The 26,257-nt window shown below is 66.7% G+C and carries 26 protein-coding genes and 1 pseudogene; 16 read left to right on the top strand and 11 right to left on the bottom strand.

The features are described 5' to 3' along the window. Positions 1–9 precede the first annotated feature (9 nt). The 3 genes from BSY19_RS27635 (at position 10) to BSY19_RS17900 (ending at position 3,229) form a co-directional block, all read left to right on the top strand. Positions 10–1,509, top strand: coding sequence for a pentapeptide repeat-containing protein (locus tag BSY19_RS27635; RefSeq protein WP_335622343.1), 1,500 nt, complete (start codon positions 10–12; stop codon positions 1,507–1,509). A 246-nt stretch (positions 1,510–1,755) separates the two neighbouring features. Beyond that, the gene (locus BSY19_RS17905) at positions 1,756–2,826 is read left to right on the top strand and encodes a hypothetical protein (RefSeq protein WP_150129659.1); all 1,071 of its coding nucleotides are present in this window, start codon (positions 1,756–1,758) and stop codon (positions 2,824–2,826) included. 67 nt (positions 2,827–2,893) lie between these two features. Next, positions 2,894–3,229 (top strand): hypothetical protein, encoded by a 336-nt coding sequence (locus tag BSY19_RS17900; protein ID WP_150129658.1) that lies wholly within the window; start codon positions 2,894–2,896, stop codon positions 3,227–3,229. A gap of 3 nt (positions 3,230–3,232) precedes the next feature. Here BSY19_RS17900 and rimO read toward each other — a convergent pair whose 3' ends face one another. The 5 genes from rimO to mazG all read right to left on the bottom strand — a co-directional run bounded on the left by rimO (position 3,233) and on the right by mazG (position 8,455). Beyond that, the gene (gene rimO, locus BSY19_RS17895; protein ID WP_069055327.1) at positions 3,233–4,552 is read right to left on the bottom strand and encodes a 30S ribosomal protein S12 methylthiotransferase RimO; all 1,320 of its coding nucleotides are present in this window, start codon (positions 4,550–4,552) and stop codon (positions 3,233–3,235) included. 109 nt (positions 4,553–4,661) lie between these two features. Further along, a complete protein-coding gene (locus BSY19_RS17890) occupies positions 4,662–5,528 on the bottom strand; it encodes a sulfurtransferase (protein WP_069055326.1) in 867 nt (288 codons plus the stop codon). Continuing rightward, positions 5,525–5,959, bottom strand: a complete 435-nt coding sequence (locus BSY19_RS17885; protein ID WP_069055325.1) for an OsmC family protein — start codon at positions 5,957–5,959, stop codon at positions 5,525–5,527. The genes BSY19_RS17890 and BSY19_RS17885 overlap by 4 nt, the downstream gene beginning before the upstream one ends. 87 nt (positions 5,960–6,046) lie before the next feature. Further along, positions 6,047–7,504 carry a siroheme synthase CysG gene (gene cysG, locus BSY19_RS17880; protein ID WP_069055324.1) on the bottom strand — a complete coding sequence of 486 codons (1,458 nt, stop codon included), beginning with the start codon at positions 7,502–7,504 and terminating at the stop codon, positions 6,047–6,049. 114 nt (positions 7,505–7,618) lie between these two features. Then, on the bottom strand, positions 7,619–8,455 hold the full coding sequence (mazG, locus tag BSY19_RS17875; RefSeq protein ID WP_069055323.1) for a nucleoside triphosphate pyrophosphohydrolase: 837 nt from the start codon (positions 8,453–8,455) through the stop codon (positions 7,619–7,621). 39 nt (positions 8,456–8,494) lie between these two features. On the opposite strand from mazG, the gene arfB reads away from it, so the two are divergent. Beyond that, positions 8,495–8,914 carry an alternative ribosome rescue aminoacyl-tRNA hydrolase ArfB gene (arfB, locus tag BSY19_RS17870; RefSeq protein ID WP_069055322.1) on the top strand — a complete coding sequence of 140 codons (420 nt, stop codon included), beginning with the start codon at positions 8,495–8,497 and terminating at the stop codon, positions 8,912–8,914. After that, the gene (locus BSY19_RS17865; protein WP_069055321.1) at positions 8,914–9,477 is read left to right on the top strand and encodes a regulatory protein RecX; all 564 of its coding nucleotides are present in this window, start codon (positions 8,914–8,916) and stop codon (positions 9,475–9,477) included. Before arfB ends, BSY19_RS17865 begins: the two co-directional genes overlap by 1 nt. 48 nt (positions 9,478–9,525) lie before the next feature. On the opposite strand, the gene BSY19_RS17860 is transcribed toward BSY19_RS17865, so the two are convergent. Further along, positions 9,526–10,503 carry a Bug family tripartite tricarboxylate transporter substrate binding protein gene (locus BSY19_RS17860; RefSeq protein ID WP_069055320.1) on the bottom strand — a complete coding sequence of 326 codons (978 nt, stop codon included), beginning with the start codon at positions 10,501–10,503 and terminating at the stop codon, positions 9,526–9,528. A gap of 211 nt (positions 10,504–10,714) precedes the next feature. Here BSY19_RS17860 and BSY19_RS17855 point away from each other — a divergent pair, with 211 nt between their 5' ends. The 11 genes and pseudogenes from BSY19_RS17855 to BSY19_RS17800 all read left to right on the top strand — a co-directional run bounded on the left by BSY19_RS17855 (position 10,715) and on the right by BSY19_RS17800 (position 21,564). Then, on the top strand, positions 10,715–11,206 hold the full coding sequence (locus BSY19_RS17855) for a class I SAM-dependent methyltransferase (protein ID WP_069055319.1): 492 nt from the start codon (positions 10,715–10,717) through the stop codon (positions 11,204–11,206). A 35-nt stretch (positions 11,207–11,241) separates the two neighbouring features. Continuing rightward, a pseudogene (locus BSY19_RS27630) lies at positions 11,242–12,056 on the top strand (IS5 family transposase). A 307-nt stretch (positions 12,057–12,363) separates the two neighbouring features. Continuing rightward, positions 12,364–14,664: a hydrogen gas-evolving membrane-bound hydrogenase subunit E gene (gene mbhE, locus BSY19_RS17840; RefSeq protein WP_069055316.1), complete on the top strand. Its 2,301-nt coding sequence runs from the start codon at positions 12,364–12,366 to the stop codon at positions 14,662–14,664. Further along, a complete protein-coding gene (locus BSY19_RS17835; RefSeq protein ID WP_069055315.1) occupies positions 14,661–15,059 on the top strand; it encodes an MnhB domain-containing protein in 399 nt (132 codons plus the stop codon). Before mbhE ends, BSY19_RS17835 begins: the two co-directional genes overlap by 4 nt. Before the next feature lie 2 nt (positions 15,060–15,061). Then, the gene (locus BSY19_RS17830) at positions 15,062–15,481 is read left to right on the top strand and encodes an NADH-quinone oxidoreductase subunit K (protein ID WP_069055314.1); all 420 of its coding nucleotides are present in this window, start codon (positions 15,062–15,064) and stop codon (positions 15,479–15,481) included. Further along, positions 15,478–17,016, top strand: a complete 1,539-nt coding sequence (locus tag BSY19_RS17825) for a Na+/H+ antiporter subunit D (RefSeq protein WP_069055313.1) — start codon at positions 15,478–15,480, stop codon at positions 17,014–17,016. The genes BSY19_RS17830 and BSY19_RS17825 overlap by 4 nt, the downstream gene beginning before the upstream one ends. Beyond that, positions 17,013–17,345 carry a Na+/H+ antiporter subunit E gene (locus tag BSY19_RS17820; RefSeq protein ID WP_069055312.1) on the top strand — a complete coding sequence of 111 codons (333 nt, stop codon included), beginning with the start codon at positions 17,013–17,015 and terminating at the stop codon, positions 17,343–17,345. The genes BSY19_RS17825 and BSY19_RS17820 overlap by 4 nt, the downstream gene beginning before the upstream one ends. Beyond that, entirely contained in the window at positions 17,342–17,635 is a 294-nt protein-coding gene (locus tag BSY19_RS17815) for an MrpF/PhaF family protein (RefSeq protein WP_069055311.1), read from the top strand. The genes BSY19_RS17820 and BSY19_RS17815 overlap by 4 nt, the downstream gene beginning before the upstream one ends. A gap of 2 nt (positions 17,636–17,637) precedes the next feature. Further along, positions 17,638–18,804, top strand: coding sequence for a monovalent cation/H(+) antiporter subunit G (gene mnhG / locus BSY19_RS17810; RefSeq protein WP_069055310.1), 1,167 nt, complete (start codon positions 17,638–17,640; stop codon positions 18,802–18,804). Then, positions 18,770–20,263, top strand: coding sequence for a sensor histidine kinase (locus BSY19_RS17805; RefSeq protein ID WP_171905169.1), 1,494 nt, complete (start codon positions 18,770–18,772; stop codon positions 20,261–20,263). The genes mnhG and BSY19_RS17805 overlap by 35 nt, the downstream gene beginning before the upstream one ends. After that, the gene (locus tag BSY19_RS17800; protein WP_069055308.1) at positions 20,260–21,564 is read left to right on the top strand and encodes a sigma-54-dependent transcriptional regulator; all 1,305 of its coding nucleotides are present in this window, start codon (positions 20,260–20,262) and stop codon (positions 21,562–21,564) included. The genes BSY19_RS17805 and BSY19_RS17800 overlap by 4 nt, the downstream gene beginning before the upstream one ends. A 478-nt stretch (positions 21,565–22,042) precedes the next feature. Here BSY19_RS17800 and BSY19_RS17795 read toward each other — a convergent pair whose 3' ends face one another. The 5 genes from BSY19_RS17795 to BSY19_RS17775 are packed head-to-tail and all read right to left on the bottom strand — an operon-like array spanning position 22,043 to position 26,227. After that, complete coding sequence (locus BSY19_RS17795) at positions 22,043–22,942, bottom strand: ribokinase (protein ID WP_069055307.1); 900 nt, start codon at positions 22,940–22,942, stop codon at positions 22,043–22,045. After that, positions 22,939–23,781: a BtpA/SgcQ family protein gene (locus tag BSY19_RS17790; protein ID WP_069055306.1), complete on the bottom strand. Its 843-nt coding sequence runs from the start codon at positions 23,779–23,781 to the stop codon at positions 22,939–22,941. The genes BSY19_RS17795 and BSY19_RS17790 overlap by 4 nt, the downstream gene beginning before the upstream one ends. After that, positions 23,778–25,076, bottom strand: coding sequence for a PfkB family carbohydrate kinase (locus BSY19_RS17785; RefSeq protein ID WP_083247682.1), 1,299 nt, complete (start codon positions 25,074–25,076; stop codon positions 23,778–23,780). The genes BSY19_RS17790 and BSY19_RS17785 overlap by 4 nt, the downstream gene beginning before the upstream one ends. Further along, a complete protein-coding gene (hpxZ, locus tag BSY19_RS28410; protein WP_069055304.1) occupies positions 25,045–25,449 on the bottom strand; it encodes an oxalurate catabolism protein HpxZ in 405 nt (134 codons plus the stop codon). Before hpxZ ends, BSY19_RS17785 begins: the two co-directional genes overlap by 32 nt. Before the next feature lie 7 nt (positions 25,450–25,456). Continuing rightward, positions 25,457–26,227 (bottom strand): glutamine amidotransferase, encoded by a 771-nt coding sequence (locus BSY19_RS17775; RefSeq protein WP_069055303.1) that lies wholly within the window; start codon positions 26,225–26,227, stop codon positions 25,457–25,459. Between the last annotated feature and the right edge of the window lie 30 nt (positions 26,228–26,257).

Raw genomic sequence — 26,257 nt, 5'->3', positions numbered from 1 at the left:
GGGTTGGCCGTGGTCGATGCGCCTGCACCCGACGCTGCGCCCGAGCCGGCGCAGGCGCTGACCCCGGCGAACCAGAACCCGTGGTATGTGCTGGCGACTCTGCATGGCGAGCAACCGGAGGGGGCTACACACGGAGCATTCGACAAAGAAATCCACGCCAAGAACAGGCTGACGTGGAACAAGTGGGCAGCCGGCGCTCTCAGTCAGAAGCAGCGCGACATTTTACGCGAGCGCCATGAGGACTCAGGTCAGCCCGTCTTTTCGGAGCAAGAGCTCACACCGTACACCGCTAAGGAAATGGTGGCGCTGAAGCGGCGCTGGCGACGTCAATGGACGGATCGTAATCCCTCCCAACCGGTCGTCCCATTACCTGATCCAAGCCAATTCGTTGACTATAGTAGCGTCCATTTTGATCGACCCATCATCTGGGAGGGCATTTTTAGTACTAGAATTATTCATTTTACCGGTGCGAAATTCTCTCGTGACGCTATCCTAAGCAATTCGCTTTTTTTTGAATTCGCGGATTTTAGAGGCGTAGAGTTCTACGGATACACGTCGTTTTGCGATATAAAATTCTGTCGAAATGCATGGTTCGAGAAACGTAATTTCTTTAAGCATGCGCATTTTACAGATTCAATATTCCAGTCTGTTTGGTTTGAAAGTACTATATTTCATCGCAGTGTAGATTTTCGGCGATCTAGTTTCTCTGATATTGCATGTTATACAGACGTTACGTTTCTTAACTATGCTCAGTTTTCAGAGGTCGATTTTTTTGGCGATGTATGGTTTAGTCGATCGACGTTCTCCAACGATGCGTGGTTCGCGAGCGCGACCTTTACCGGCGAAGCATGGTTCGGAAACGCCAAGCTGCAATCCTCGACCAGCTTCGCCGACGCTCGGTTTATCCTGAACCCGCCGCTTTTTCATGGCGCGACGCTGCATGAGGGGACCCAGTGGCATGGCGCTCGTTGGCCGGTGCCGCCGGACGATGCTGCGCAGGCCCAGGAACACATCTATGCCTATGAGCGGCTCAAGCAGGAGATGGAGCGGCTCAAGAAGCATGATGACGAACTGCAGTTCTTCGAGCGCGAGATGCGCTGCCGTCGCGTCGTCGAGGGATGGAGCACGCCGGCCGGGCTGCTGAATCGCGCCTATGATCTCTTCAGCGGCTATGGCCGCTCGATCTTTCGGCCGATGCTCGGCCTCCTTGCGACTTTCGTCTTAGGCATCGCGGCGATGGTGCAGGCGGCCTGCTGGCCGGGAAGGGCGGGGTCGTGCCCGGCCATCCTCACCCTCGACAGCCCGTTCATCGCGTTCAAGCAGGCCACCCTGCTCAGCTTCGCCAACATGCTCGCACCGCTGAACGTCCGAAAGGACTTTTTCGATGCGGACATGTTGGCCGGACTTTCCGGCTGGCTGAAGATCGTCGGCGGTCTCCAGACCCTGCTGGCGCTCGCCTTCGCCTTCCTCATCGGTCTCGCCCTGCGCAACCGCTTCAGGCTGCGTTGAGTTCTCACGGAACCACCGCCGTCATCCCGGACAAGCTGCGCAGCAGCGCCGCTCCGGGATCCATCATCAGGCTCCGGAGCCCTCCGATGGATCCCGGGGCAAGCCCGGGGTGACGATGAGTTTCCGAGACAACTCGGGCACGCTCTCGTGCGCGCTCTTCGGCGGCAATCTCGCCCAAATCGCTTGCTACATAACTTCCCCCGGCCGGTGCCGGGCGGAATGCATCGGGCAAAGGTCGCAGGCGGAATGAAACGGGTGGTGCTCGGCTTCGGGCTTGGGCTGTCGCTGGCGGCGGCCGGGTCGCTCGTGCTGCCGCAGGGCGTGCAGCACTGGCGCGAGGTCGCGGCAGCGGAGGATCCCGCTGCGCTGGCCGACCTGCGCCTTGCGGGCGCGCTGAGCGCTGCCCGGCTCGACGCCGAGATCGACGCGGCGCTGGCCGCGCGCGACACGGACCTCGCCGAGAGCTTTCTCGCGCTGGCGGCCGAGCGCGGCCTGCCGGTCTCGGCAGAGCGGCGGCAAAGGCTGCAGGCACTGAAGGACGGCGCCATCATCCAGGCTGTCAGCGATTTCGGCCAGGGCTTCCTCGCCGGCGACCGCGAGAGCGGCGCGGCCTTTGCCGGCGCGCTCGTCGGCGACGTCACCGGCTATGGCGATCTGCGCGACCTCGCCGTCGAGGGCCGCAAATGGCTCGGCGGGGAGGGGGCGGACGGCACCGTGCTCGCCATCGCCGCGGCGGGGCTCGCCATCAGCGCCGCGACCTGGGTCAGCCTCGGTGGTTCGCTGCCGGCCCGCAACGGCCTGAGCGCGGTCAAGGCGGCGAGCAAGGCGAAGATCCTCTCGCCCGCTCTGACCGCGAACCTGACGCGCACGGCGGTCGATGCAATCGACCGTCCGGCCCTGAACGCGAGCCTGGCGGCGGCGTCCCGCCTCGACCTCGCGGCCGCGCGGGTCGCGGCCGGCGGCATCGTCAAGCCGGCGGCGATGGCGCGCTTCGCCACGCTCGGCCAGGATGCCGGTGCCGTCTACACCCGGACGGGCCAGCGCGGGCTGCGCCAGGTGCTCGCCGTCGCGGAGGACGCGGGCGACATCGGCAAGGCGGCCAGGCTCGGCGCGGCCAAGGGAACGACGACGCGGGCAATCCTCAAGGTGCTGGGGCGCGGGGCGCTGGTGCTGGGCGCGTTTAGCCTGAGCGCGGTCGGCTGGATGCTGGCGCTGATCGGCTATGCGATCGCGCTCGCCATGCTGGCGCAGCGTTTCGGCTGGTGGCTTGGACGAAGGGTGATGCCGCGGCGCGCTGCCGTGTCACCGGCCATGTGAACCTGCTGGCGTGCCGCCGCGACGAAGGAGGGTCAGCAGAACGCTGATGCTCATTCGGGTGACGCCCATGTCCCGCGCCCTTCGCCTCTGCGGTTTCTTCCTCGCCTCGCTCACCATCGCGACGGTTGCGCTCGCGCAGCAGAACGGCCGCCAGGGCCGCGTCACGCTGCCGGCCGGGGCGCCCGGCCTGACGCTGGCGATCGCCGCCGAGGACAAGGCGCGCCTGACGCGTCCCTCCGAGCCGCGGCGGGCGCGAACGGACTGCCCGAGCGAGAGCTGCGACACGCCGCCGAAGACGGGTGGCGCCGATGCCGGAGCGACGTCGGTGGACGGCTGCGGGGCGGCGCCGGCGGCTCTGGACCGCAACGGCCGCGTCATCCGCCGGATCTGCCGGCCGTCCTGAGCCTCAGACCGCGACGCCGTGCAGGTCGTAGGCGTCGGCGCGCTCGATCTTGACCGAGACGATGTCGCCCGGGCGCAGCGGACGGCGACTGGCGACATAGACGTTGCCGTCGATCTCCGGCGCATCCCATTTCGAGCGGCCCTTGGCCACGGTCGGGCCGGCCTCGTCGATGATCACCTGGATGCGCTTGCCGACGCGATTCCTGACGATGCGCGTCGAGATTTCGGCCTGCGCCTTCATGAAGCGGTGCCAGCGCGCCTCCTTCTCCTCCTCGGGGACGAGGGTGAGGCCGAGGTCGTTGGCGGGCGCCCCCTTGACCGGCTCGTATTTGAAGGCGCCGACGCGCTCGAGCTTGGCCTCCTTCAGCCAGTCGAGCAGGAACTGGACATCCTCTTCCGTCTCGCCGGGGAAGCCGACGATGAAGGTCGAGCGGATGGCGAGGTCGGGGCAGATCTCGCGCCATTTCCGCAGGCGGTCGAGCGTCTTGTCCTGATGAGCCGGACGCTTCATCGCCTTGAGAACATTGGGAGAGGCGTGCTGGAAGGGGATGTCGAGATAGGGCAGGATCAGCCCCTCCTGCATCAGCGGGATGACCTCGTCGACATGCGGATAGGGGTAGACATAGTGCATCCGCACCCAGACCCCCATCTGGCCGAGCTCGCGGGCGAGCTCGAAGAAGCGGGTGCGGACCTCGCGGTCCTGCCACATTGAGGGCTGGTACTTGATGTCGAGGCCGTAGGCGCTGGTGTCCTGCGAGATCACCAGCAGTTCCTTGACGCCGGCCTTGACCAGCTTCTCGGCCTCGCGCAGCACCTCGCCGATCGGCCGCGAGACGAGATCGCCGCGCAGCTTCGGGATGATGCAGAAGCTGCAGCGGTTGTTGCAGCCCTCGGAAATCTTCAGATAGGCGTAGTGGCGCGGCGTCAGCTTGATGCCCTGGTCGGGCACGAGATCGACGAAGGGGTCGTGGCGCGGCGGCAGGGCCTGGTGCACGGCCGAGACGACGCTCTCATAGGCCTGCGGGCCGGTGATCGCGAGCAGGTTGGGGAAGCGGTCGCGGATCTGCTCGGGCTCGGCGCCCATGCAGCCGGTGACAATGACCTTGCCGTTCTCCGCCATGGCGGTGCCGATCGCCTCGAGCGATTCCGCCTTGGCCGAGTCGAGGAAGCCGCAGGTGTTGACGATGACGAGGTCGGAGCCCGCATGGCTCTTGGAGAGCTCATAGCCTTCCGAGCGCAGCGAGGTGATGATCCGCTCGGAATCCACCAGCGCCTTGGGGCAACCCAGCGAAACGAAAGAAATCTTCGGCGCGACGGCGTTCATCGGCGGCAAACTCGACAGCTCTGAATGGAGGCGGCGCGGCCCGAGGCTCGCGCGCGCTTCCTTTGAACGCTTTCAGGCTGTTTGGCAAATCCGAGCCGGTCGTTGCGACTCATCCGGCGCCGGTCGCCACCGGGCGTTCGGGATCCTGCGTCCAGTCGGTCATCGAGCCATCATAGAGCGCGACCTCCTCGCGGCCGAGCAGTTCCGACATGACGAACCAGTTGAGCGCGGCGGTGTGGCCGGTGTTGCAGTAGGAGATCGCCGGGCCCTTGGGGATGCTGCCGTAGAGCGCTGCCAGCGCGTCACGCGGCTTGAGTTTGCCGGTGGCGGGATCGAAAGCCTCGGCATAGTCGCGCGACACGGCGCCGGGGATATGGCCGGCACGGGCCGCCTCCGGCGCCTTCTCGCGGCCTTCGAAGTAGCTGGTCGAGCGGGCGTCGACGAGGGTCGCGAGTTTGCTGCGCGACGCCACCAGCGTGGCGTCGGCCGTGCTGCGCAGGCGCTGCTGCATCACGACCGGGTAGGGCGGAGCTGTGCGCTGCGGCGAGGGGCCGGTCTCGACCGGGCGGGCCGGATCGGCCGTCCAGGCGCGGAAGCCGCCGTCGAGGATGGCCTGCTGGCCATGGCCGATGGTCTTCAGCGTCCAGTAGATGCGCGCCGCTGCGGCAAAATCGGTGGCGCTGACGCCGGCGGGGACGATGACCACGTCGTCATGCGGCGTGATTCCGAGCCGGCCGACGAGCGCGGCGACGTGATCGAGCGACGGCAGCAGACCGGGCGCCTGGCCGACCTTGGCGCGCCAGCCATCGGCAACATAGTCGGTATGGACGGCGCCGGGGATGTGGCCGGCCTCATAGGCGGCCTTGCCGCCGCCGTCGATCGAGGAGCGGATGTCGAGGATGACGAGGCGGGGATCGCCCAGCCGTGCCAGCACGTCTTCGGGCGCGATCAGCCCGGCGAATGGGGTCTCGCTCATGCGACGGCCTCCTGGAGCTCGTCGACGATGTCGATCGCGTAGGTGAAGCTCGCGGTCGCGCCGAGCATGATCGAAGCCGAACAGTATTTTTCCTTCGACAGGGTGACGGCCCGCTCGGCCTTGGCGCGCGACAGGCCGCGCCCGCTGATGCGGTAGGCGAGATGGATCTGGGTGAAGACCTTGGGGTCCTCCGTGGCGCGCTGCGCCTCGACCTCGACCTCGCAGCCGGTGATCGGCTCACGGCCCTTCTTGAGGATCTGCACGACGTCGAAGCCGGTGCAGCCGGCCAGGCCGATCAGCAGCATCTCCATCGGCCGGATGCCGAGATTGCGGCCGCCATATTCAGGCGCGCCATCCATGACGACGGCATGGCCGCTGCCGGACTCGCCCATGAAGGCCATGCCTTCGACCCAACGCGCGCGCGCCTTCATGATTCGTCTCCCAGCCTCGACCCTTTCGACTCTGGCATAGCCGTCCGGACAGAATGAGGCGAGACGGCGGGGCGCATGGCCGCCGCCTCAGGCGCGGCGTCTCTCGGCCGAGACGGCGGCTTCGGAGAGCGCCTCGCCCAGGGCCTGCCCGAGCATCACCAGAACCGGGCCGCCTTTCGGGAGCTCCGCCAGCCGTTCCGGCAGGGTCGCGATGGTCGCCCGGACGCGCGCCTCGTCGGGCCGTGTCGCCGACTGGACGGCGATGGCTGGCGTGGCGGGGTCGAGGCCCGCCGCGATGGCGCGGTCGCGGAATCCCGCAAGCGTGGCGCGCGCCATGTAGATCACCGTCGTGGCCCGGGGATCGGCCATGGCCTGCCAGTCGAGATCCTCCGGCAGCTCGCCGCTGCGGGCGTGGCCGGTGACGAATTGCAGGCGCCTGGCATGGTCGCGATGGGTCAGCGAGACGCCGAGCGCCGCCGCTGCGCCCTGGGCCGCCGAGATGCCCGGCACGATGGTCACCGGCAGGCCCGCGGCCTGGCAGGCCTCGATCTCCTCGCCGGCGCGGCCGAAGATGCCGGGGTCGCCGCCCTTCAGCCGCACGACATGCTTGCCCTGGCCGGCGAGCGAGACGATCAGCGCGTTGATGTCGCTCTGCTTGACCGAGGGGCCGTAGCCGGTCTTGCCGACCATCATGCGCTTGGCCTCGCGCCGCGCCAGTTCGAGCACGCCGGGCGAGACGAGATCGTCATAGAGGATGATGTCGGCGCTCTGCAGGGCACGGATCGCCTTCAGCGTCAGGAGCTCCGGGTCGCCGGGCCCGGCTCCGACCAGCGAGACCCGGCCGCGACCGGGCGCCGCCTCGATGCGCTCCAGCGCGGCGAAGAGTTCGGCCCGGTCGCCATCCGCGGGCAGGCGGCCGGATTCGCCCATCGCCTTGTCGGTGAACAGCTCCCAGAAGGCGCGGCGGATGGCGAAGGGCAGTTCGCGCGCCTGCACGGCCGGGCGCCAGTCCTTGGCGGCCTGGGCCCAGGCCTTCAGCGTCTCCGGCAGCAGGGTCTCGATGCGGGTGCGGATCGCCTGGCCGAAGACCGGGGCGGCGCCGTCGGTCGAGATCGCCACGATCAGCGGCGAGCGGTTGACCAGCGTGCCGAAGGAGAAGTCGCAGAAATCGGGCTTGTCGACGATGTTGACCGGCGCGCCGGCGAGGCGGGCCGCCGCGACGAAGGCCTCGATCTCGTTGGCGTCCTCGATGTCGCCGATCGCCAGCGCCGCGCCGGCGAGATCGCCTGGCTCCCAGGGGCGGGCATGGACCACGACCCGGCCCGCGGGCGGGGCTGCGGCAAGCGCGGTGAAATGGGCGGCGCCCTCGGCGGCGAAGACCGCCACCTCGGCGCCGGTCGCCGCCAGGAGCTCGGCCTTCCACAGGGCGCCCTCGCTGTCGCCGACGAGCACGACCTTGCGCCCCGCCAGCTTGTGGAACAGCGGCAGGGTGGCGAGGGGTTCGATGCGGCGGCCGCTGGTGGCCTCGGGACGTCTCTGTCTCATCGTCTTCGTCTCTGGCGCATCGCGCCCGTCCTGTCACGCCGTCCCTTCGTCGCTTCCGGCCGGCGCCACCGGCACGGCAAGCAAGGACCGAACCATGACGGACCGGCGGCGCGGTCAGCCCGCCGCCTTCTCGTCCCGCTTGACCTGCTGCCAGAGCGCCTCGAGCTCGGCGAGATCCGCCTGCGCGGCTGTGCGCCCCTGCGCCTCCAGCCTTTGCTCGATGCCCTTGAAGCGGCGCTCGAACTTGGCGTTGGCGGCCTGGAGGCAGCCTTCCGGATCGGCGTCGACATGGCGGGCGAGGTTGGCGACGACGAAGAGCAGGTCGCCAATCTCCTCGGCGATCGCGGCCTTGTCGCCCGAGGCCAGCGCCTCGTCGATCTCGGCCGTCTCCTCGCGGATCTTGTCGAGCACGAGCCGGGCGTCGTTCCAGTCGAAGCCGACGGTGGAGGCGCGCGCCTGCAGCTTCCAGGCCCGGGTGAGGGCGGGCAGGCCCTGGGTGACGCCAGCCAGCAGCCCCTTGTCCTCGGATTTTTCGGGCAAGCCAGCGGCCCGGCGGGCGGCCGCCTTGTCGAGCTTCTCCTGCGCCTTGATGCGGTGCCAGAGCGCCTTGACCTGCTCGGGCGCGAGATCGCGCGCCTCGCCGAAGACATGCGGGTGGCGGCGGATCAACTTGGCGGTAATCGCCTCGACCACGTCCGGAAAGGCGAAGGCGCCTTCCTCTTCCGCCATGCGGGCATGGAACACGACCTGGAGCAGGAGATCGCCGAGTTCGTCCTTGAGGTCGAGCTTGTCGCCGCGGGCGATCGCATCGGCGACCTCATAGGCCTCCTCGACCGTGTAGGGCGCGATCGAGGCGAAGTCCTGCTCGAGATCCCAAGGGCAGCCGGAGCCCGGCGTGCGCAGGGCCGCCATGATCTCGATCAGGCGGGCGATATCGGGGGAGGGCTGCAAAGGCTGAAACTCGCGCTGAAATCCTCTAGGGTTCCTCCCATGATTCAAGTCACCCCGTCCATTGCGATCGACGAGAGCGAGATCGAGGAAAGCTTCGTGCGCGCCTCCGGTCCGGGCGGGCAGAACGTCAACAAGGTGTCGAGCGCGGTGCAGCTGCGCTTCGACGCGCGCCGCTCGCCGTCGCTGCCCAACGAAGTCGCGATCCGGCTGATGAAGCTTGCCGGCAGCCGGCTGACTCAGGACGGCGTCATCGTGATCGTCGCGCAGGCCCAGCGCAGCCAGAAGCGCAACCGCGAGGAGGCGCTGGAGCGCCTGCTCGAGATGATCCGCGAGGCGGCGGTGCGGCCCCAGACGCGCCGCCCGACCAAGCCGACCAAGGCCTCGAAGGAGCGCAGGTTGGTCTCCAAGGACAAGCGCTCGACGATCAAGGCCGGGCGCTCCCGGCCCGGCACCGACTGATGGCCTTCGGAGGAGGGCGCTCCGACGGGGGACGGCCCGAGCGACGCGCGCCACGCAAGATCACGCCCGATTATCTCCAGCGCGCGGCGATGCATTATCTCGAGCGCTATGCCGCGCCGGCCGCGCAGCTGCGCCGCGTGCTGGCGCGCAAGGTCGCGGTGAGCTGCCGGCATCATGAGCAGGATCCGTCCACCTTCGAGGCGATGCTGGATGAGGTGGTGGCGCGCTGCGTGTCCTCCGGTCTCGTCGACGACCAGCGCTTCGCCCAGGCCCGCGCGGCGACCCTGAAACGCAAGGGGCGCTCGGCTCGGGCCGTGGCGGCGAGCCTGTCGGCGAAGGGCGTTGGCCGGGAACTGGCGCAGGCGGCGAGCGCGACCAGTGAGGACGATGAGCTCGCGGCCGCTCGCAAGGCGGCCCGGCGCAAGCGGCTGGGACCCTGGAGCCGCGGTGACCGGGCCGCCACCCGCCAGAAGGATCTGGCGGCCCTGGCGCGTGCGGGCTTCAGTATGACGATCGCCCGCGCGGTGGTCGACGGCGCGGGCGACGAGGAGGCGGAGTGCTGATTCAGCAGGCGCGGGCAGGGCGGTCGGTTGCCGCTGCCGGCGCCCGGCTCACTCCAGCTTGACCTGCGCGTCGGCGACGACCTTGCCCCAGCGAGTGACCTCGGTCGCGACGAACTTGCCGAAATCATCGCCGGCCAGGGTCGGAATGGGCGAGCCGTTCTTCTTCCAGGCTTCCGTGATCATTGGCGATTGCAGCGCCTTGGCGACCTCGGCGCGCATGCGGGTGACGATCTCCGGCGGCGTGCCCTTGGGCGCCCAGAGCGCATACCAGGTCGCGACCTCGTAATTCTCCAGCCCCGCCTCCTTGGCGGTCGGCACGTCGGGGATCGCCTCCGAACGCGTCGGGGCGGCGACCGCGAGCCCGCGCAGGCGCCCGCTCTGGATCTGCGGCGCCGACGAGCCCAGCCCGTCGAACAGCACGTCGACCTGCCCGGCGACGATGTCCTGCAGCGCCGGCCCGGCACCGCGATAGGGCACATGCGTCAGGTTCGTCTTGGTCTGCAGCTTGAACAATTCGCCGGCGAGATGATGCGTCGTGCCGTTGCCGGCCGAGGCGTAGTTCAGCTTGTCGGGGTTGGCCTTGGCGAAGGCGATCAGTTCCGCCACTGTCTTGGCCTCGACCTTCGGGTGGACGACGATGACCTGCGGCGGCTGCGCGATCACCGCGATCGGGATGAAGTCGGTCTGGATGTTGTAGTCGAGCTTCGGATAGAGCGCCGGGGCGATGGCGTGGTGCGCGGCGCCGACGAAGAAGCCGTAGCCGTCGGGCGCCATCTTGGACGCCGCCGAGGCGCCGACGGTGCCGCCGGCCCCGCCGCGATTCTCGATGATGATGCGCTGGCCGAGCTGCTGGTCCAGCTGCGCGGCGAGCGGCCGGGCGAAGGCATCGGTGCCGCCGCCGGCCGGGAAGGGCACGATGAAGGTGATCGGTCGCTGCGGCCAGGCCTGGGCGCTGGCGGTGCCGGCCGCCGCGAGGCCAAGCCCGGCCGCGGCGGCGAGAGTCACGAAAGCACGTGATCGGATCATGAAGACGGTTACCTCCCTGGAGACATGACGACGGCTCTTGGCGGCCGCTGGCCGCCCGCAAGGCGGGACGACGGTTGGATCAACACCGATAAGGCCACCGGGCGGGGGCGCTGACAAGCCCGCCGATGGCCGGGCTATCGGCCTGCGACGCTGCGCTGCTATCCGGGGTTTCGCGGACGGGTGCGCCTGCCGTCCGGATCGGAGCCCGTGCATGAGCCGCCTCGACAGCTTCATCCGCCGCCTCGAGGCGCAGCGCCGCATGCTCGACTGGGCGGCGGCGGCGATCGCCGGGCGCGACGGGCTCGTGCTGGAACTCGGCCTCGGCAATGGCCGCACCTATGATCATCTGCGCGAGCGGCTGCCGGGGCGGGCGATCCATGTCTTCGAGCGTGACGTCAGCCCCAATCCCGACTCGATGCCGCCAGCTGACAGGCTGGTGGAGGGCGACATGGCGCAGACGCTGCCGGCCTTCGTCGCGCGCCATGGCCGCTGCGCCGCGCTGATCCATGTCGATGTGACGACCGGCGTGCCCGAGCGGGACCGCATCCTGTTCGCCTGGCTGCCACAACATGTGGTCGCGCTGGCGGCGCCCGCGGCGCTGGTCGTCAGCGGCTGGGCGATCGAGCATCCGGGGCTCGAAGCGCTCGCATTGCCCGAGGGCGTCCCGGAGGGGCGCTACTTCGCCTACAGGCGGCGCGGCTAGGCCTCGTGGACAAAGCTTGACCTGAGATTAGCGGATTGATTCAAGGCTTCTCTTTGGAGAAAGCCTTGGGCGAGCGGATCGGTTTGACGGACGAGGAATGGGCGTTGATTGGGCCTTTGCTGCCGGCCGAACACGGGCGCAGTTGCAGACCGGCGCAGGACGACCGCCGCTACTTTGAGGGCATGATGTGGTTGGCGCGGACGGGCGCGCAGTGGCGGCCTCTCCCCGACGATGACGGCAAATGGAACAGCGTCTTCCGCCGCTACCGGCGCTGGCTGGAGGTCGGTGTCTTCGACGCCATGCTGGAAAGCCTGGCGGAAATGGTCGAGCGAGACCCCTCCGCCGACATGATCGACTCAACCGTCGTCCGGGCGCATCACTGCGCAGTCGGCATAAAAAGGGGACTCAGCAAACAGAGGCGGTTGGTCGATCGCGTGGCGGCTTCACCACCAAACTCCATGCCCGCTGCGATACCAAAGGCCGCCCGCTCGGCTTCGTCCTGACGGGCGGAGAGACATACGACGTCAAGGGCTTCGCGCCGCTGCTGTGGATGGTCGCCGACAAGATCGAAGCGCTGCTGGCCGACAAGGGCTATGATGCCGACGCCATTCGCGAGGAGTTGGCGAAAGCCGAGATCGAGGCCGGCATACCGGCCAAGCGCAACCGCAAGAACCCTGCGCCGCACGATGCCGAGAAAGACAAGTGGCGCAATCTGATCCAGCGACTGTTCCGCAAGCTCAAGAACTGGCGGCGCGTCACAACACGCTACGACAAGAGCAAGAAATCTTACCTCGGATTCGTCGCCATCGCCGCAGTCAAACTCTGGCTACCCTTTGTCCACGAAGCCTAGCCGGCTGACTCACTGGTCTGTAACCATCAGGAAGGTTCGCGCCAGTTCCTGACGTTGAGCGTCTGCCCAATACCGGACATCGCGACATCGGGTGAACGACATGGGTGAACCTGCCTCCGGCGCGCGCAGACGACATGGCGTTCGCTTATCTCAACCAAGTACCGGCACCGTGTTCAGTCTGGTGAACGCCGCTGGCGACTGCGCTCGCTTGCCATGTGTGCAAGCCGTTGTATTTTCAGCTCTTTCAGTCGAATGAGTCATTGGCACGCTTCTTCCAGTTCCCGAACCCGAAACGGATCGGGCAGGAATGGATCTCGCACTCGTCGTCTTCATCGCTTTCGCCTCGGCGCCGCTCGCAGCTTGGCTCGGCGGCCGCTCGTCGGCGTTCGTCGCCTGCGTGCCTCTTTTGCTGGCCATTTGCTTTCTGAACCTTGTGCCGCTGGTCGGGGCAGAACAGGCCGTTTCGGCCACTCGCGACTGGATTCCGTCGCTGGGCATTACCGCAGCCTTCCGGCTCGATGGGCTCTCGCTCGTCTTCGCGTTGCTGATTACCGGCGTCGGGACGGCCGTTTTCCTTTACGCCTCGCTCTACCTGAAGACCTACCCGCGCCTGCCGCGCTTCTATGCCGTTCTGACACTGTTCATGGCTGCGATGCTCGGCGCCGTTCTAGCGGACGACTTGCTGCTGCTCGTCGTCTTCTGGGAATTGACCAGCCTGACCTCCTTCCTGCTGATCGGTTTCTCGCCGGAGAAGGCGGCCTCGCGCCGTTCGGCGCAGCAGGGGTTGCTCGTTACGGTGGGCGGCGGGCTCGCCATGCTTGCGGGTGCGATCCTGCTCGGCCAGATCACCGGAAGCTATTCCATCTCCGGCCTGATTGCGCGCAAGGCCGAGATTGCCCAGCACCCCTTGGCGCCGACAATCATTTGCCTGCTGGCGGCCGGCGCCTTCGCCAAGTCGGCGCAGGCGCCGCTGCACCCCTGGCTTGCCAACGCCATGGTCGCGCCGACCCCCGTGTCGGCGTTCCTGCATTCCGCTACCATGGTCAAGCTCGGAATCTATCTGCTGGCGCGGCTGAGCCCGGTCTTTGAGGGGCACCAGACCTGGGTGCTGCTGCTAACCGGATTCGGCGGCCTGACCATGCTCGTCGGCGCGGTGCTTGCGCTTCGCGAGACCGATCTCAAGCGCGTACTGGCCTATTCGACGATCATCTCGCTGGGAACGCTGGTGCTGATGATCGGCATCCCGGGCGATCTCTCGGCCATAGCGGTCGTAACCTTCCTGGTTGTCCACGCGCTCTACAAGGCCTGCCTCTTCCTCGTCGCGGGCATCGTCGACCACCAGACCGGCACGCGGGATTCGTCTGCGCTGGGCGGCCTGCGCCATGCGATGCCGCTGACAGCGCTCGTAGCTTGCGCCGGCAGCCTCTCCATGGCCGGCCTGCCGCCCTTCATCGGTTTCGCCGCCAAGGAACTGGTCTACGAAACGGGCCTTGCCGCCTCCGCCTCTTGGCTGGTGGTCTCTGTCGCGCTCGTCGCCAACGCGGTGATGGTGGTGATCGCCTGCATCGTTTCTTGGCGCTGTTTCGCCGGCAGCAGAAGGGCCACGCCGACAGAGCCGCATGACCCCGGCATCGCCATGCTGGCGGGCCCATCAGTACTCGCCTCGCTCGGCCTGGTCTTCGGGCTCGCGCCCTGGCTCGTCAGCGACGCCCTGATCTTGCCGGCTGCTGCCGCGGTCGCGGGACATCCGATCGACTACGAGCTCGCCCTCTGGCACGGATTTACGCCGATGCTGATGCTCAGTCTCCTGACGCTCGCGCTCGGCATCGCGGCTTTCGGGAGCTGGACGCGCATCCGGACGCGTTTGAGCGGCATCGAAAAGATCGCTTTGTGGGGCCCAGATCGCGTCTACGACCAGGCCATGGAAGGCCTGCAGAACGTGGCGCGTTGGCAGACGAGCGCCATCCAGTCCGGTAGCCTTCGCAGCTACACCGGCTACACCGTCGCGGTGGCCGCGTTTGCCGGCTTTGCCACTCTGATCACGCAAGGCGGCTTCGCATTGCCGAGCTTTGCTGGAATTTGGCAGCCCGAACTCGTCATAGCGGTGCTTCTCGTAGCGGCAACCTTCGCCTTGCTTCGGGCGCGCAATTTCGTCGCGGGCATCACCGCGGCCGGTCTCGTCGGCTTCGCAGTTGCGCTGCTGTTTTTGTTCCAGGGAGCGCCGGACCTCGCCTTCACCCAGTTCTCGGTCGAGGCGTTAGCGATCGTGATCCTGCTGGCGATCGTCGGACGCCTGCCATTCCGCGACAGCGACTATCGGCGGCGCGACGAGAAGCTGCGCGACGGCGCGATCGCGCTAGCAGCGGGGCTTACGGCGACGTTAGTCATGCTGTCGGTGCTAGCGCAGCCGTTCGACGCGCGCCTGTCAGACTTCTTCCGGGCGGAGAGCGTGCCACAAGCTCATGGCCGCAACCTCGTCAATGTCATCATCGTCGACTTCCGTGCTCTGGATACGCTCGGTGAGATCGCCGTGCTCGGGCTGGCGGCCATCGCGGCCGCGGCCGTCATCGCCGGTCTGAGGCGCGCCACCTCCGGAGACGCCCAATGAATTCGCTGATCCTGCTCACAAGCAGCCGCATTGTCCTGCCGGTCGCCCTGCTGTTCTCGGTCTATGTGCTGCTGCGTGGCCACAACGAGCCCGGTGGCGGCTTCATCGGCGGGCTGATTGCGGCTGCCGGAATCGCTGTTCACAGCCTGCCACGCGGCCGCGACGCCCTGGTGAGCCTGCTCAGGATCTCGCCGAAGGCCCTGATCGGCATAGGGCTGACACTCGCTTTGCTGTCGGGGCTGCCGGGCCTCGTCCTCGCCGAGCCGTTTCTGCAGCATCAATGGGCATTCCCGGGTGGCCTACCGCTTGGCACGACGCTCGTCTTCGACGTGGGGGTCTATCTGTGCGTCATCGGCGCGGTCCTGACCTTTCTCGCCAATTACTTGGAGGAGTGACCATGGAGCCCGTTTTCGCGCTGGCGTTTGGCGTCCTCGTCGCAGCCTCGGCCTATCTCGTCATGTCGCGAAACGTGCTGCGGATCGTGCTCGGCCTGCTCGTGCTCGGCAATGCGGCCAATCTCTCAATCTTCCTGGCCGGCCGAATGGGGTCGCGCACCCCCCCGTTGGTTCCGGGAGGCGCCGAGGCTCTCGTGGGCGGCGCCAATCCACTGCCGCAGGCGCTGATCCTGACCGCAATCGTGATCTCCTTTGCGTTGATAGCCTTCACGGTGATCCTGTTTGAGAGCGCACATCGCCGCTTCCACACGCTCGACACCGAGGAACTAAGAGACGCGGAACCAAAGGCGCCCACAGGGCTACCGCCATTACCCGCGGAGCGCCCGTCCCCCGCTCATCGCGCCACGGAGCCGGCCCGATGAGCACCCATCTCCTTCTATCGATGCCGATCCTCTGGCCCCTTTTGGGCGTCGCGCTCTGCTGCATCTTGTGGCGGAGGCCGCGCGCTCAGCGAATCGTCAGCCTCGCCGCGAGCGCCGGGCTCCTGCTGTCGTCCGTCGCACTGCTCGCGGCGACTGGGGACGGCACCGTGCTGGCGAAGCAGTTCGGAGGCTGGGCAGCGCCGTTCGGCATCAGTTTCGTTGGTGACATGCTATCCGCCGCCATGGTGGTCATCACCGGGCTGATGGCGGTCGCTGTCGGCATCTATGGTCTGGTCGATGACGCCGACTCGCGCGAGGCCGCACTCTACCATCCGCTTTATCAGGGCCTGCTGCTGGGAGTTACCGGCGCTTTCCTGACCGGCGACATCTTCAACCTCTATGTCTGGTTCGAGGTCATGCTGATCTCGTCGTTCGGCCTGCTGGCGCTCGGCGGCACGCGCGAGCAGCTCGACGCGGGGGTCAAATACGTCACCCTCAACCTCGTCGCGACAACGCTCTTCCTGATCTGCGTAGCCTTCCTCTACGGGCTGACTGGCAGCCTCAATATGGCCGACATCGCGCGACTGTTGCCCAATGTGGAGAACCAAGGGCTGGTCACCACCATCGCGGTGCTATTCCTCGTTGCTTTCGGTTCGAAGGCGGCGGTGTTCCCGCTGTTCTTCTGGCTGCCTGCCTCTTATCACACCGCCTCGGCGCCGATTGTGGCGATCTTCGCCGCGCTGCTGACCAAGGTCGGCGTCTACGCCATCATCCGGAGCTTCACGCTCCTCTTCGATCTCTCGCAGGGCTTCACGGCGCCGATCATCGGCATCATCGCCGTGTTGACGATGGTCAGCGGCGTCCTGGGAGCGGCGGCGCATTTCGACGTGCGAAAGATCCTGTCGTTCCATATCATCAGCCAGATCGGCTACATGCTGCTCGGCATTGCCGTCGCCACTCCGCTCGCGATCGGCGGCGCGATCCTCTACATCATCCACCACATCGTGGTGAAGGCGAACCTGTTCCTACTGGCGGGCGTCATCAACCGCGCCGGCGGCTCCTTCGAGCTTAAGCGGGTCGGGGGGCTTTACAGCACGCTGCCCTGGCTTGGCGTCTTGTTCCTGATACCGGCGCTCTCGCTGGCGGGACTGCCTCCGCTCTCCGGCTTCTGGTCGAAATTCGTGGTGGTGAAGGCGAGCATCGACGCCGGCCATGCTCTGTTGGCGGCGACTGCGCTCGCGGTCGGCGTGCTGACACTCTATTCGATGCTGAAGATCTGGAACGAAGCCTTCTGGAAAGCCGCTCCGGCCGAGAGCACCGCCGCGATGCAGCGCTGGCTCACCGATGCCGGCACGCGCCGCACGATGCTGACGCCCATCGTTCTGCTCGCCACAATCACCCTGACGATCGGTCTGATGGCCGAACCCTTCGTCGCCTTCTCGCTCCGTGCGGGCGAGCAGCTACTCGACAAGAGTTCCTACATCGAGGCGGTGCTCGGGCCTGGCGCGCAGCGCACGGCGGAGGCCCGGCCATGAAGGCTTTCGCGAACGCCGCGCTCGCCTGGGGGCGGCTGGCTGGCCTCTTCCTGAAGGAACTGGCGCTCTCGGTGAAGGAGGTGACGCTCACCGTCCTAGACCCGCAGCGAGCCAGTCGATCAGCCATCCTCGCCGTCCCGCTCGATGTCAAAAGCGACGCCGGCATCACCCTGCTCGCCAACATGATCACGCTGACGCCGGGCACGGTGAGTCTGCACGTCAGCGAGGACCGCGCGACCCTCTACGTCCATGTGATGAACGTATCGGACCTCAGCGTCCGGCAAATCAAGGATGGCTTCGAGCGCAGAGTGAAGGAGGTTCTGCCATGAGCGCCGAATCCATCCACCAGGTCGCGGTCGTGCTTGCGGCGCTGCTCGTGCTGGCTGCGCTGGTCTGCGCCGGGGTGCGCATCGTGCGAGGCCCGGGAGGGCCGGACCGCGTGGTCGCCCTCGACATGCTGAGTCTGCTTGGTGTCGCGGCCACGGGGATCGCCGTCGTGGCGTCGGGGTCCGCCGCCTTTCTCGACATCGCTCTGGGCGTGGCACTGGTCGGCTTTCTGACGACGGTGGCCTTCGCCGGTTTCATCGAACGCGGATCGATCAACGAAGAGGAGCGCTAACGATGCTCTGGCTGTCGTCACTTTTTCTCGTCGTCGGCGCCACAATCTGCCTCATCGCGGCGGCGGGCGTGCTGCGCCTACCCGATTTTTTCATGCGCATGCATGCTGCGACCGAGGCCGGCGTGGCCGGCTGCGGCCTGGTCCTGATCGGCGTCGCCTTCGCCTATCCTTCACTCGACGTCTGGGTAAAGGTCGTGCTGGGCGTCGGCTTCCTGCTGGTGACCACGCCGATCGCAGGCCATTTGCTCGCGCGTGCCGGCTATGTCGGCGGCGTGCCTCTCTGGACCGGCACGAGCGGCGACGAGCTGGCTGGAGCGCTGAAGCGCGGCTCCTTCGACCGACCTTCGGTGAGCCACGTGCCCGCTCCTGGACGGTCGGGAGTCGAGCCAGAGCGGTTTCGCGTCGTCGTCGCGCTGTCGTCGAGCCCACTCGGCGATGAAATCGTGGCACGGGCGATCGATCTGGCGAAGGCTCATAACGGCGAGATCAGGGCCATGGCCATCATCGATACGAAAATGTTGGCCCATGTCGGCCCGGTTCCGCTCGGCGGCAATCACTATGCGTCGCGTCTGCGGACGAAACGCATCGAACAGGCCAGGCACAGGCTCGCCGCGAGCGTCGAACGGTTCGAGGCGGCGGTCACGCAGACCGGCATTCCCTATGACATAAAGCTCGACGAGGGCGATCCCGCGAGGTTCCTGCGCTCACACTTGCCGCCGCGAGGCCTCGTGCTGATCGACGCTCATCATTGGTTCGACCACGGCGCCGGCGATGGCGTCACGGACCCGCTAGCCCATCTCGTCATGCGCGGCATCTTTCCGCTGGCGGCGGTCGGAGCATCGACGAGTTCGATCGAGCGCATCGTCTTTCTGCATGACGGCACACCCCACAGCGACCGGACGCTCGCTTGGTTTCTCGCCACCGATCCGTGGCCGGATGCTCGGCTGGCAATCCGCGCCGCGGAAGGCGTCGACACAGCCGCCGTAACGGATTTTGTACTGCCAGTGTTCGCAGCCGAAAGAAGAGATCCGCCATGCATCGAAAGCCGACAGCAACCGCTCGCCGCCGATGTCATCATACATGGCAATCAGGGGCATCCCGGCTGGATCAACTCGTCGCGGCGTGCAAAGTCCGATGAGCGCGCCTCCCCGATTGTCATCTTCGGCTAAGACGACCTCGGGTCCGCGTTCAACCCACCCGGTTCGGGAGCGAACCCTGAAATTCTCGATCGCCGAGCTGCCGGTCGCGATCCGGCTGCCGCTCGCCGCGGCAGCTATGATTTTTCTCGCGGCCGTAGCCTCGACCCAGGCCGCGCTGTTTGTGATGACGCGTCATAGCGAGCGGCAGACCGAACTGCTGGGGCAAGTCTATCTGGACGGCCTGTCTGCCGCCGTGCTTCCCTATGCACGGACTGGAGACGCTGCGGCGATCGAGGACGCATTGCGCCGGGCTCTTTCGTTCCACGAGGGCATCATCGAGCGGCAGGTCGGCTTCGTCGATTCCCGCGAGACCGTTATCACCCTGGCGCGAGACGAGACCGGCACTCCGCAACCGCTGCCGGGCGCGATCACGGCACAGCCGGCCGGGGTTCTCCGGCGCGACGACGGAAGCGTCTGGTTCTGGCGATCCCTGCAGATCGGCGACCGGTCCTACGGGAAGGTGGCTGCCCATCTCGACGCGTCTGGGTTCCAAGGTGACCGCGAATGGCTGCGCTGGCTCCTGTTTTTTGCTGACCTTGTCTTTTCGGGGCTTTGTGCGATCGCCGGTTTCTTCATGATGCGCCGGATCCAGCAGCCAGTGACGATCATCGCGCAACGCCTCTATCAGGCAGCCTTGGGCACCCCCAAGCCGATCGAGGCTGCCTCTATGCCGGATGAGAACTCGTCGAGGATGATGTTCCACGCCTTCAATGCCATGGTCCACGCCAGTCGCGAGCGGGAGAGCATGCTTGCGCATATGGCAGAACAGCAGCGTAAGGCCGATCTCGGTCAGCTCGCGGCCGTGATCGCGCACGAGGTCCGCAATCCGCTGGCGGGCATGCGCACCGCAATATCGACGCTTCGCCGTTTCGGCGACCAGGCGCCGACGCGCGATGAGACGCTCGGCTTCCTGGATCGTGGGGTCGATGCGCTGGGGCAGGTCGTCGACGCGACGCTCGCGAGCTACCGTCCTCAGGCGGATTGGCGTCCGCTGACGCGCCGGGATTTTGACGATCTTCGCCTGCTGGTCGAGGCGGACAGCCGGGCGCGGAAGGTAACGCTGCTTTTTGATGTGGCCCTGCCGGAGAGCCTTCCCGTTCCGGCGCTGGAGGTCCGGCAGGTGCTGCTGAATCTCCTGCTCAACGCGATGCGAGCGACGCCTCAGGGCGGCCGCGTCGGCCTTTCGGCCCGTATCGGACAGGCCTCGCTGCTGCTCGCTGTATCTGATACCGGCGAAGGCATCCCGCCCTCGCTCGCTCGCGTCTACGAGCAAGGTCCAGATGGCCTCGAGGGTCCCGGTCTTGGGATTGGCATCGTGATCCGTCTCGTTGAACGGCTGAGCGGGCGGATCGGGATCGACGCCTCGCCGCAGACCGGCACAACGGTCACGCTGACGCTGCCGCTGGGATCTGAGGAACGGCAGTCATGATCCGCGGTCCCGTCATCCTCGTCGTCGAGGACGATCAGGTCTTGGGGGGCGCGATCACGCAGCGCCTGAAGCTCGAAGGGTTCGAGCCGATCTGGGCGCAGGACTTGCGCTCGGCGCTCGCGGCGATGCGGCGACGCAGCCCGGCCTTCGTGCTGTGCGACATCCGCCTGCCTGACGGGTCGGGCGAGGAGTTCTATCGCCGGGCACAAAGCTTTCTCGGGCTCACCCCAATCGTCTTCGCGACCGCCTATGGCGAGGTCGAGCAGGCGGTACGTCTCGTGAAGGCTGGTGCCGACGACTATCTGACCAAGCCTTATGATGTCGACGATCTCGTCGGGCGCATTCGCGCGAGGCTGCGTTCATCCGCCGAGAGCCCGCAAGCCGAGGTAACAGAGGTTCCATCGGGCGCAATGGCGGTGCTCGGTAAACAGCTAGAGCGCGCGGCCGGCTCCAGGCTGCCGGTTTTGATGACGGGTGAGACCGGCGTCGGCAAGGAGGTGGCGGCCAGGCGTCTCCACGAGGCCTCGCCATGGTCGGCCGAGCCGTTCGTCGCCGTAAATTGCGGAGCGATCCCCAAGGATCTGCTCGAAAGCCAGTTCTTCGGCCATCGGCGCGGAGCCTTCACCGGAGCCGTGGAGGCGCATGTCGGACATTTCGAGGAGGTCGGAGCTGGCACTCTCTTTCTTGACGAGATCGGCGAGCTCGACCTGCGGCTGCAGGCCGCGCTGCTGCGAGTACTTCAGGACGGACGGTTCCGTCCTGTCGGCGCGACGCGGGATGGCGAGTTTCGGGGACGGATCGTCGCTGCCACGAATGCCGACCTCAATCGGATGCGCCGGGACGGGCGATTCCGCGACGACTTATTCTTCCGCCTCTCGGTGCTGACCTTCGCGATCCCGCCGCTGCGCGAACGAGTCAATGAGATCCTGCCGCTCGCCCGGCGTTTTCTCGACGAATCGAAGCAGCAAGGCGCGGAGGCGAAGCAATTCGCCGAGGAGGCGCGCCTCGCCTTGGTGAACCATGACTGGCCGGGCAATGTGCGCGAACTGCGGAACCGGATTGCCCGCGCGGGCGTCATGGTTGATGGACCCCTGATCGGCCCCGCCGACCTCTTTCCCGAACAACGGCTCGCTGATCTGCCGAAAACCGACCTCTCGCGCGCGCGAGCTGCCGCAGACGCCGCCGTCATCGAGAAGGCCCTCGTGCAGACGGGCGGGAATGTTGGAGAGGCCGCCAAGCTACTTGGCGTATCTCGGACGACGCTCTGGAAGCGGCGCTCCTCGGCGGTCGCTGACAGATAGCGCGCCTTCCGGACGTCGCGGTTTTGCCATGAAGCGGACGTTCGAGCGAAGTGCGAGGCCAGCAGGCTTCAAACAGTGGCGGATGTCGACGATTTCCGGTCCACAGTGGCGCGAATGGCGCGGTGGAAGTCGCAACGCTGATGGCGGCGGCGAGCCATGGTCTGTGATCGCTTCGCTTGTCGAAACCTGCAAGCTCATCGGCGTCGACCCGCAAAGCCAGATCGACCTGCTGCCGTGCGCACAGGCACCGCAGCAGCTCAAGGCCCTGGCCTGCTCCACCACTGACGGACGGTCCTGCGTCAAGACAACATGCAGTCGGCCGATGGGGTCGTCGGTCCGCCTCACGGGATCCTCGATGACGCTTATCTGCCTTGGCCCAGCACCAGGACCACCTTTCCGCCGCCAAGCGCCTTGAGATCTGGAACAGCACAGGGCGAGAGCGCCTGTCACCGTGACGTTTCTCAACCAACGGGCGACGTCAATGCCGGAAAGGGCTCAGGCGCGTGACCTCCTCGCGCGAGGGAAATGACGTGGACGTACCCTTCCTCGTGACGGTGAACGAGGCCAGCGTGATAGCTCTCTCCAAGGCCTGAGGCAGCGGCTGCTTGTTGGCAAGACTGGCGGCCAGGCTGCCAACGAACATGTCTCCAGCCCCCGCAGTATCGACAGCGACGACGTGCGGTGCAGGCAGGTCGATTGCGACATCGCGGCTGCGCCAGCTCGCGCCCGTCGAGCCTCGCGTCACAACGACGTGCTCGGCACCGAGTTCAAGCAAGGCCGCGACGGCTGGCTCGGCGTCAAGGCCCGTCATCTGGCTGCTTTCAACGGTGTTGGCGACGAGAACATCGACCAGAGGAACGACATCCCGCATCCAGCCCTGCATAGGCGCCGTGTTGAGCAGAACCCGTGCGCCAGCCCGCTGGGCCATGCCAATGGCGGCCCTGGTGGCATCAAGCGTGAGGTTGCCCTGGAGCACCAACCAATCCTCTGAGTGCAGAGTCGCGAGCTCGCGCTCCGCGTCCGCTGCGGTCACCGAGTGTGCGCAGAAGTTCGAACTTGAGATCATGTTCTCGCCCGTGCCGTCGAGCCAGATCGACGACATGTCGGTGGCGAGGCTGCGAAAGAGCCAGCGCGTGGACAGGCCCTGTTCTGTCGCCAACGCCGCCTGTATCAGGGTTGCTGCGTTGTCATGTCCGATCGCGGCGGCGAAATGAACGGGATGACCGAACCGCGCGGCGGCCAGCGCCTGGTTGAGGCCCTTGCCGCCCGCGCAGGTGAGGACTTCGCGCGCCAGCACCGTTTCTCCAGCGCTCGGGAACGCCTCCAGCGTCAGGATGATGTCAAGCGAAGCGTTGCCGAAGACGACGACGCGGCTCATGCCCGTGCTTGCTCGACGACGGCCATGAAGGCCCGAAGGCGGACAGGGTCAACGGCGTTCCACCAGCTCCCGCCATGTTTGAGCGCGCTGGCGACGATCACCGCGTTGGCGTGGTCCAAGATGGCGGTGACGTTGTCTGGAGTCACGCCGCTGCCGACCAAAACCGGAAGCGACGTCGCGCCACGGACCGTGGCGAGATCCTGGAGATTGGCACCATCGCCCGTGCGCTGGCCTGTTACGATCACCGCGTCGGCATCGAAGAACTCGGAGTCGCGCGTCAGCTCTTGCAAGCTGCGGTCGGCGACGATCGCATGGGCCCCGTGCTTGACGTGGACGTCGGAGAAGATCGCGATGTCGCTGCCTCTGAGCCACGATCGATAACGCGCGGCTGCACCCGCTTTGCCCTCCATGAAACCCTCATTGGCGACATAGGCGTTGGCCCACTGATTGACGCGGACAAAGCCGGCGCCGGCAGCCTTGGCGACAGCGATCCCGGAGATTGCACCATTGGCAAGCACATTGATCCCGATCGGCAGGCCGCTCGCACGCCGGACGCGGTCGGCCATCACGGCCATACAGGCGGCCGTTTCGGGGCCGAGTTCGTCGGGCTTGGCGAACGGAATGTCGCCGTGGTTCTCGACGATCAGTCCATCGACCCCGCCATCGCGGTAGCGCTCGGCCTCATCGCAGGCGAAGGCATAGATGTCCTCGACATTGGCGCCATCATAATGGGGGGACCCAGGCAGCGGCAGCGAATGGATGACACCGATCACGGCCTTGTCGCGACCGAAGAGACGCTGCACGGCTGACGTTTTTGCGCGAAAGATCGACGTGTTCACGAGATCGGTTCCGGTCCGTTTGTGAGGGCCGCGAATGCCGCTGTCGGCATTCCGGCGAGATGGGAGAGAGCCGCTGCACCAGGGAGAACCTCCTGGGCGCCATAGCGGGTGGTTTGCAGGCTGCCGGCGGCGCAGGCGAGGCGCAAAGCCATATCGGTCGGGGCGTCGTTGAGCACGGCCGCGAGGAGCGCACCGACGAAGGCGTCGCCCGCCCCGGTGAGATCGACAACCTCCACAGCAGGCGCGGCTGCGTAGCTCAAGGCGCCGTCCCCTGCGACAGCGACAGCGCCTCTTTCGCCCAGCGTCACCACGACGAGGCGCGGCCAAACCGGTGTGCGGCAAGCGAGGGCGGCAAGGGCCTCGATACCGGCTTCGACGGTGGCCGCCGCGGGCTCGATCTGGGTCAGGGATTCGCGATGCAGAACCATGATGTCGAAGGCGCCAAACGCTGTCGCATGATGCGCGGCCAGCCAATCGGGCGGCATGCCAGTCGCCTGCATCGACACGACGAAGCCGGCCTTGCGGGCGGCGGCCACAGCCGCCATCCGGCTTGGCACCTGATAGCCCTCGAAATGGAGGCACCAGGTCAGTGGCTTGGCGTCGGTCGTGGCGAGGAAATGCTCGACATCGACCTCGGCCAGCAGCGAAGGCTCGTTGACGATGGTGCGCCGGCCATCCGCCTCGACCAAGACCAGCGCCCGGTTCACGCGGCCACTGCGCCGCTCGGGGGGCGTGATGACGTCCACGCGGCGCCCCCAGAGCTCGGCGGTGGCCCAGTCGCTGTCCTGATCGACGCCGATGGCGGTGAGGATCGAGGCCGATATGGGAAAGGGCGGACCGATGCCGGCGGCAACGGCGGCGACATTCGCGGCAGGCCCGCCGATCGTCTTGCCAATGGCGCGCGACAGCCGCCGTTCCTCGCGGCGGGGCAGGCGGTCCAGCTGGGCCGTAAAGTCGACCGACACGTAGCCGACGGTCGTCAGGCGCGGGACATGGGCCGGAGCATGGCGCTCACCATCGGCCAGCCGCTTTCGCGCGGTCAACGAGCGGGCCGCTTCAGCAGGCTGGAACGCGAGGTCGCGGATCGCGCCCTCGACCCGCGCGCGCGTTTGCGGCGAAACCCGGATTTTGCCGCTCAGCACATGCGACACCGTCCCCTTCGAGACGCCCGCATGTCGCGCAACGTCATCGATGGTTGGTTCTCCCGAGCGGCGGATCTCAGGCCTGTCTACCACCCGAACATGTCCCTCCCTCACCAGATCGTCAGCGTTCGACGTCTTCTTGGAACGAGACATGCGCTGCGACGACGCGCCAGCCTTCCGGCATACGGGCCCAGGTCTGGCTCTGTCGTCCGATCCGAGGATCGCCGGGATAGCGGAACTCGGTACTGACGGCCGCCGCATCGCGACCGATCGCGATGATGCGCGTATTGGACAGCACGCGCTGCGGGACGGAGGTGCGGGTACGCCGATAGGCCGCGATGGCCGCATGGCCATAGAGGTTTTCGGCAATGCCGAAACGGACTGCGCGGTCATCGCTCCAGAAGAAGCCGTCCAGTGCCGCCGGATCGTAGCCCATCAGCGCCTGCTCATAGCCGGCGAAGGCGTCCGCCACCTCCGCCACAACCGCCTCCTGGTCGATCGTCATCGCAGGCGTCTTCTCGCTCATTACGGCGTCACCCCTTGCGGACGACCCAGTCGAGCAGTTGCATCCACAGCGGCCTGAAGCCCTGCCAGGCCAGAAACTCGTTCGGCAGCCAGTGCGGGCCGATGTCGGTCGTCCAGGCGGCGGTGCGGCCGCGGCCGGCCTCGCCGATGGCCAGCAGCGGGTGCCCGCCCTCTTCGGGCGGCAAGGTCAGAAGGGCCTTGGCGCCGGGCTTCAACACGGTCTCGTTGACGCCGAGCAGATAGGGCAGTTCCGTCGGCAGGCCGGCGAGGACGTCATGATCCGCTGCGCCTTGGGCAACGACGGGATGAATGCCCTCGGGCAGCTCAAGGCGGTCATCATAGGGATGGATCGAGACGGGCAGCACGGCTTCGACGGCCGTGTTCCGGTATCGGGCCGCGCCGTTAATCCCCTGGAAGCTGTAATAGCCGCCGACCATGATGAGACCGCCGCCGCGCTCGACATAGTCGCGCAGCAGCTTCAGGCGGTTGGGCGCACGCTGCGAATGGATCCAGACCTGCGGTGGCAGGAGGAGCGTGTTGGCTCCGATATCGCTGAGAATGATCGCATCATAGGCGTCGAGCGCGGCTGGAGTCGATGGAAACCCCTCCGCCGCCTCATGGCAGAGCATGTAGTCGAAGACATAGTCTCCTCCCGACAATGCGGCGATGAAAGCGTCGGCCCCGCGGTGATGCGTGACCGATGGAAACTGGTCCCAGCCCTTGATGTGGGTTGCGGTCGAGGTCCAGCTCTCGCCGGCCAGGAGAATGCGCTTGGCCATGGTGTCGTGATCTCGTCGATAAAGAGGGAG

Source organism: Bosea sp. RAC05 (assembly GCF_001713455.1).
Taxonomy (GTDB): Bacteria; Pseudomonadota; Alphaproteobacteria; order Rhizobiales; family Beijerinckiaceae; genus Allobosea.
The sequence above is the reverse complement of the archived record's forward strand: the minus strand, read 5'-3'. Positions and strand labels throughout refer to the sequence as shown.

Excerpts from the sequence above, each read along its gene's own strand:
- BSY19_RS17905 (WP_150129659.1), top strand. The coding sequence starts at position 1,756 with ATGAAACGGGTGGTGCTCGGCTTCGGGCTTGGGCTGTCGCTGGCGGCG.
- mbhE (WP_069055316.1), top strand. The coding sequence starts at position 12,364 with ATGGATCTCGCACTCGTCGTCTTCATCGCTTTCGCCTCGGCGCCGCTC.
- BSY19_RS17805 (WP_171905169.1), top strand. The coding sequence starts at position 18,770 with ATGAGCGCGCCTCCCCGATTGTCATCTTCGGCTAAGACGACCTCGGGT.
- cysG (WP_069055324.1), bottom strand. The coding sequence starts at position 7,504 with ATGAGACAGAGACGTCCCGAGGCCACCAGCGGCCGCCGCATCGAACCC.
- BSY19_RS17785 (WP_083247682.1), bottom strand. The coding sequence starts at position 25,076 with ATGTCTCGTTCCAAGAAGACGTCGAACGCTGACGATCTGGTGAGGGAG.
- BSY19_RS17835 (WP_069055315.1), top strand. The coding sequence starts at position 14,661 with ATGAATTCGCTGATCCTGCTCACAAGCAGCCGCATTGTCCTGCCGGTC.
- BSY19_RS17795 (WP_069055307.1), bottom strand. The coding sequence starts at position 22,942 with ATGAGCCGCGTCGTCGTCTTCGGCAACGCTTCGCTTGACATCATCCTG.
- BSY19_RS17830 (WP_069055314.1), top strand. The coding sequence starts at position 15,062 with ATGGAGCCCGTTTTCGCGCTGGCGTTTGGCGTCCTCGTCGCAGCCTCG.
- BSY19_RS17860 (WP_069055320.1), bottom strand. The coding sequence starts at position 10,503 with ATGATCCGATCACGTGCTTTCGTGACTCTCGCCGCCGCGGCCGGGCTT.
- mnhG (WP_069055310.1), top strand. The coding sequence starts at position 17,638 with ATGCTCTGGCTGTCGTCACTTTTTCTCGTCGTCGGCGCCACAATCTGC.
- arfB (WP_069055322.1), top strand. The coding sequence starts at position 8,495 with ATGATTCAAGTCACCCCGTCCATTGCGATCGACGAGAGCGAGATCGAG.
- rimO (WP_069055327.1), bottom strand. The coding sequence starts at position 4,552 with ATGAACGCCGTCGCGCCGAAGATTTCTTTCGTTTCGCTGGGTTGCCCC.
- BSY19_RS17865 (WP_069055321.1), top strand. The coding sequence starts at position 8,914 with ATGGCCTTCGGAGGAGGGCGCTCCGACGGGGGACGGCCCGAGCGACGC.
- BSY19_RS17900 (WP_150129658.1), top strand. The coding sequence starts at position 2,894 with ATGTCCCGCGCCCTTCGCCTCTGCGGTTTCTTCCTCGCCTCGCTCACC.
- BSY19_RS17855 (WP_069055319.1), top strand. The coding sequence starts at position 10,715 with ATGAGCCGCCTCGACAGCTTCATCCGCCGCCTCGAGGCGCAGCGCCGC.
- hpxZ (WP_069055304.1), bottom strand. The coding sequence starts at position 25,449 with ATGAGCGAGAAGACGCCTGCGATGACGATCGACCAGGAGGCGGTTGTG.
- BSY19_RS17890 (WP_069055326.1), bottom strand. The coding sequence starts at position 5,528 with ATGAGCGAGACCCCATTCGCCGGGCTGATCGCGCCCGAAGACGTGCTG.
- BSY19_RS17820 (WP_069055312.1), top strand. The coding sequence starts at position 17,013 with ATGAAGGCTTTCGCGAACGCCGCGCTCGCCTGGGGGCGGCTGGCTGGC.
- BSY19_RS17775 (WP_069055303.1), bottom strand. The coding sequence starts at position 26,227 with ATGGCCAAGCGCATTCTCCTGGCCGGCGAGAGCTGGACCTCGACCGCA.
- BSY19_RS17800 (WP_069055308.1), top strand. The coding sequence starts at position 20,260 with ATGATCCGCGGTCCCGTCATCCTCGTCGTCGAGGACGATCAGGTCTTG.
- BSY19_RS17815 (WP_069055311.1), top strand. The coding sequence starts at position 17,342 with ATGAGCGCCGAATCCATCCACCAGGTCGCGGTCGTGCTTGCGGCGCTG.
- BSY19_RS17885 (WP_069055325.1), bottom strand. The coding sequence starts at position 5,959 with ATGAAGGCGCGCGCGCGTTGGGTCGAAGGCATGGCCTTCATGGGCGAG.
- BSY19_RS17825 (WP_069055313.1), top strand. The coding sequence starts at position 15,478 with ATGAGCACCCATCTCCTTCTATCGATGCCGATCCTCTGGCCCCTTTTG.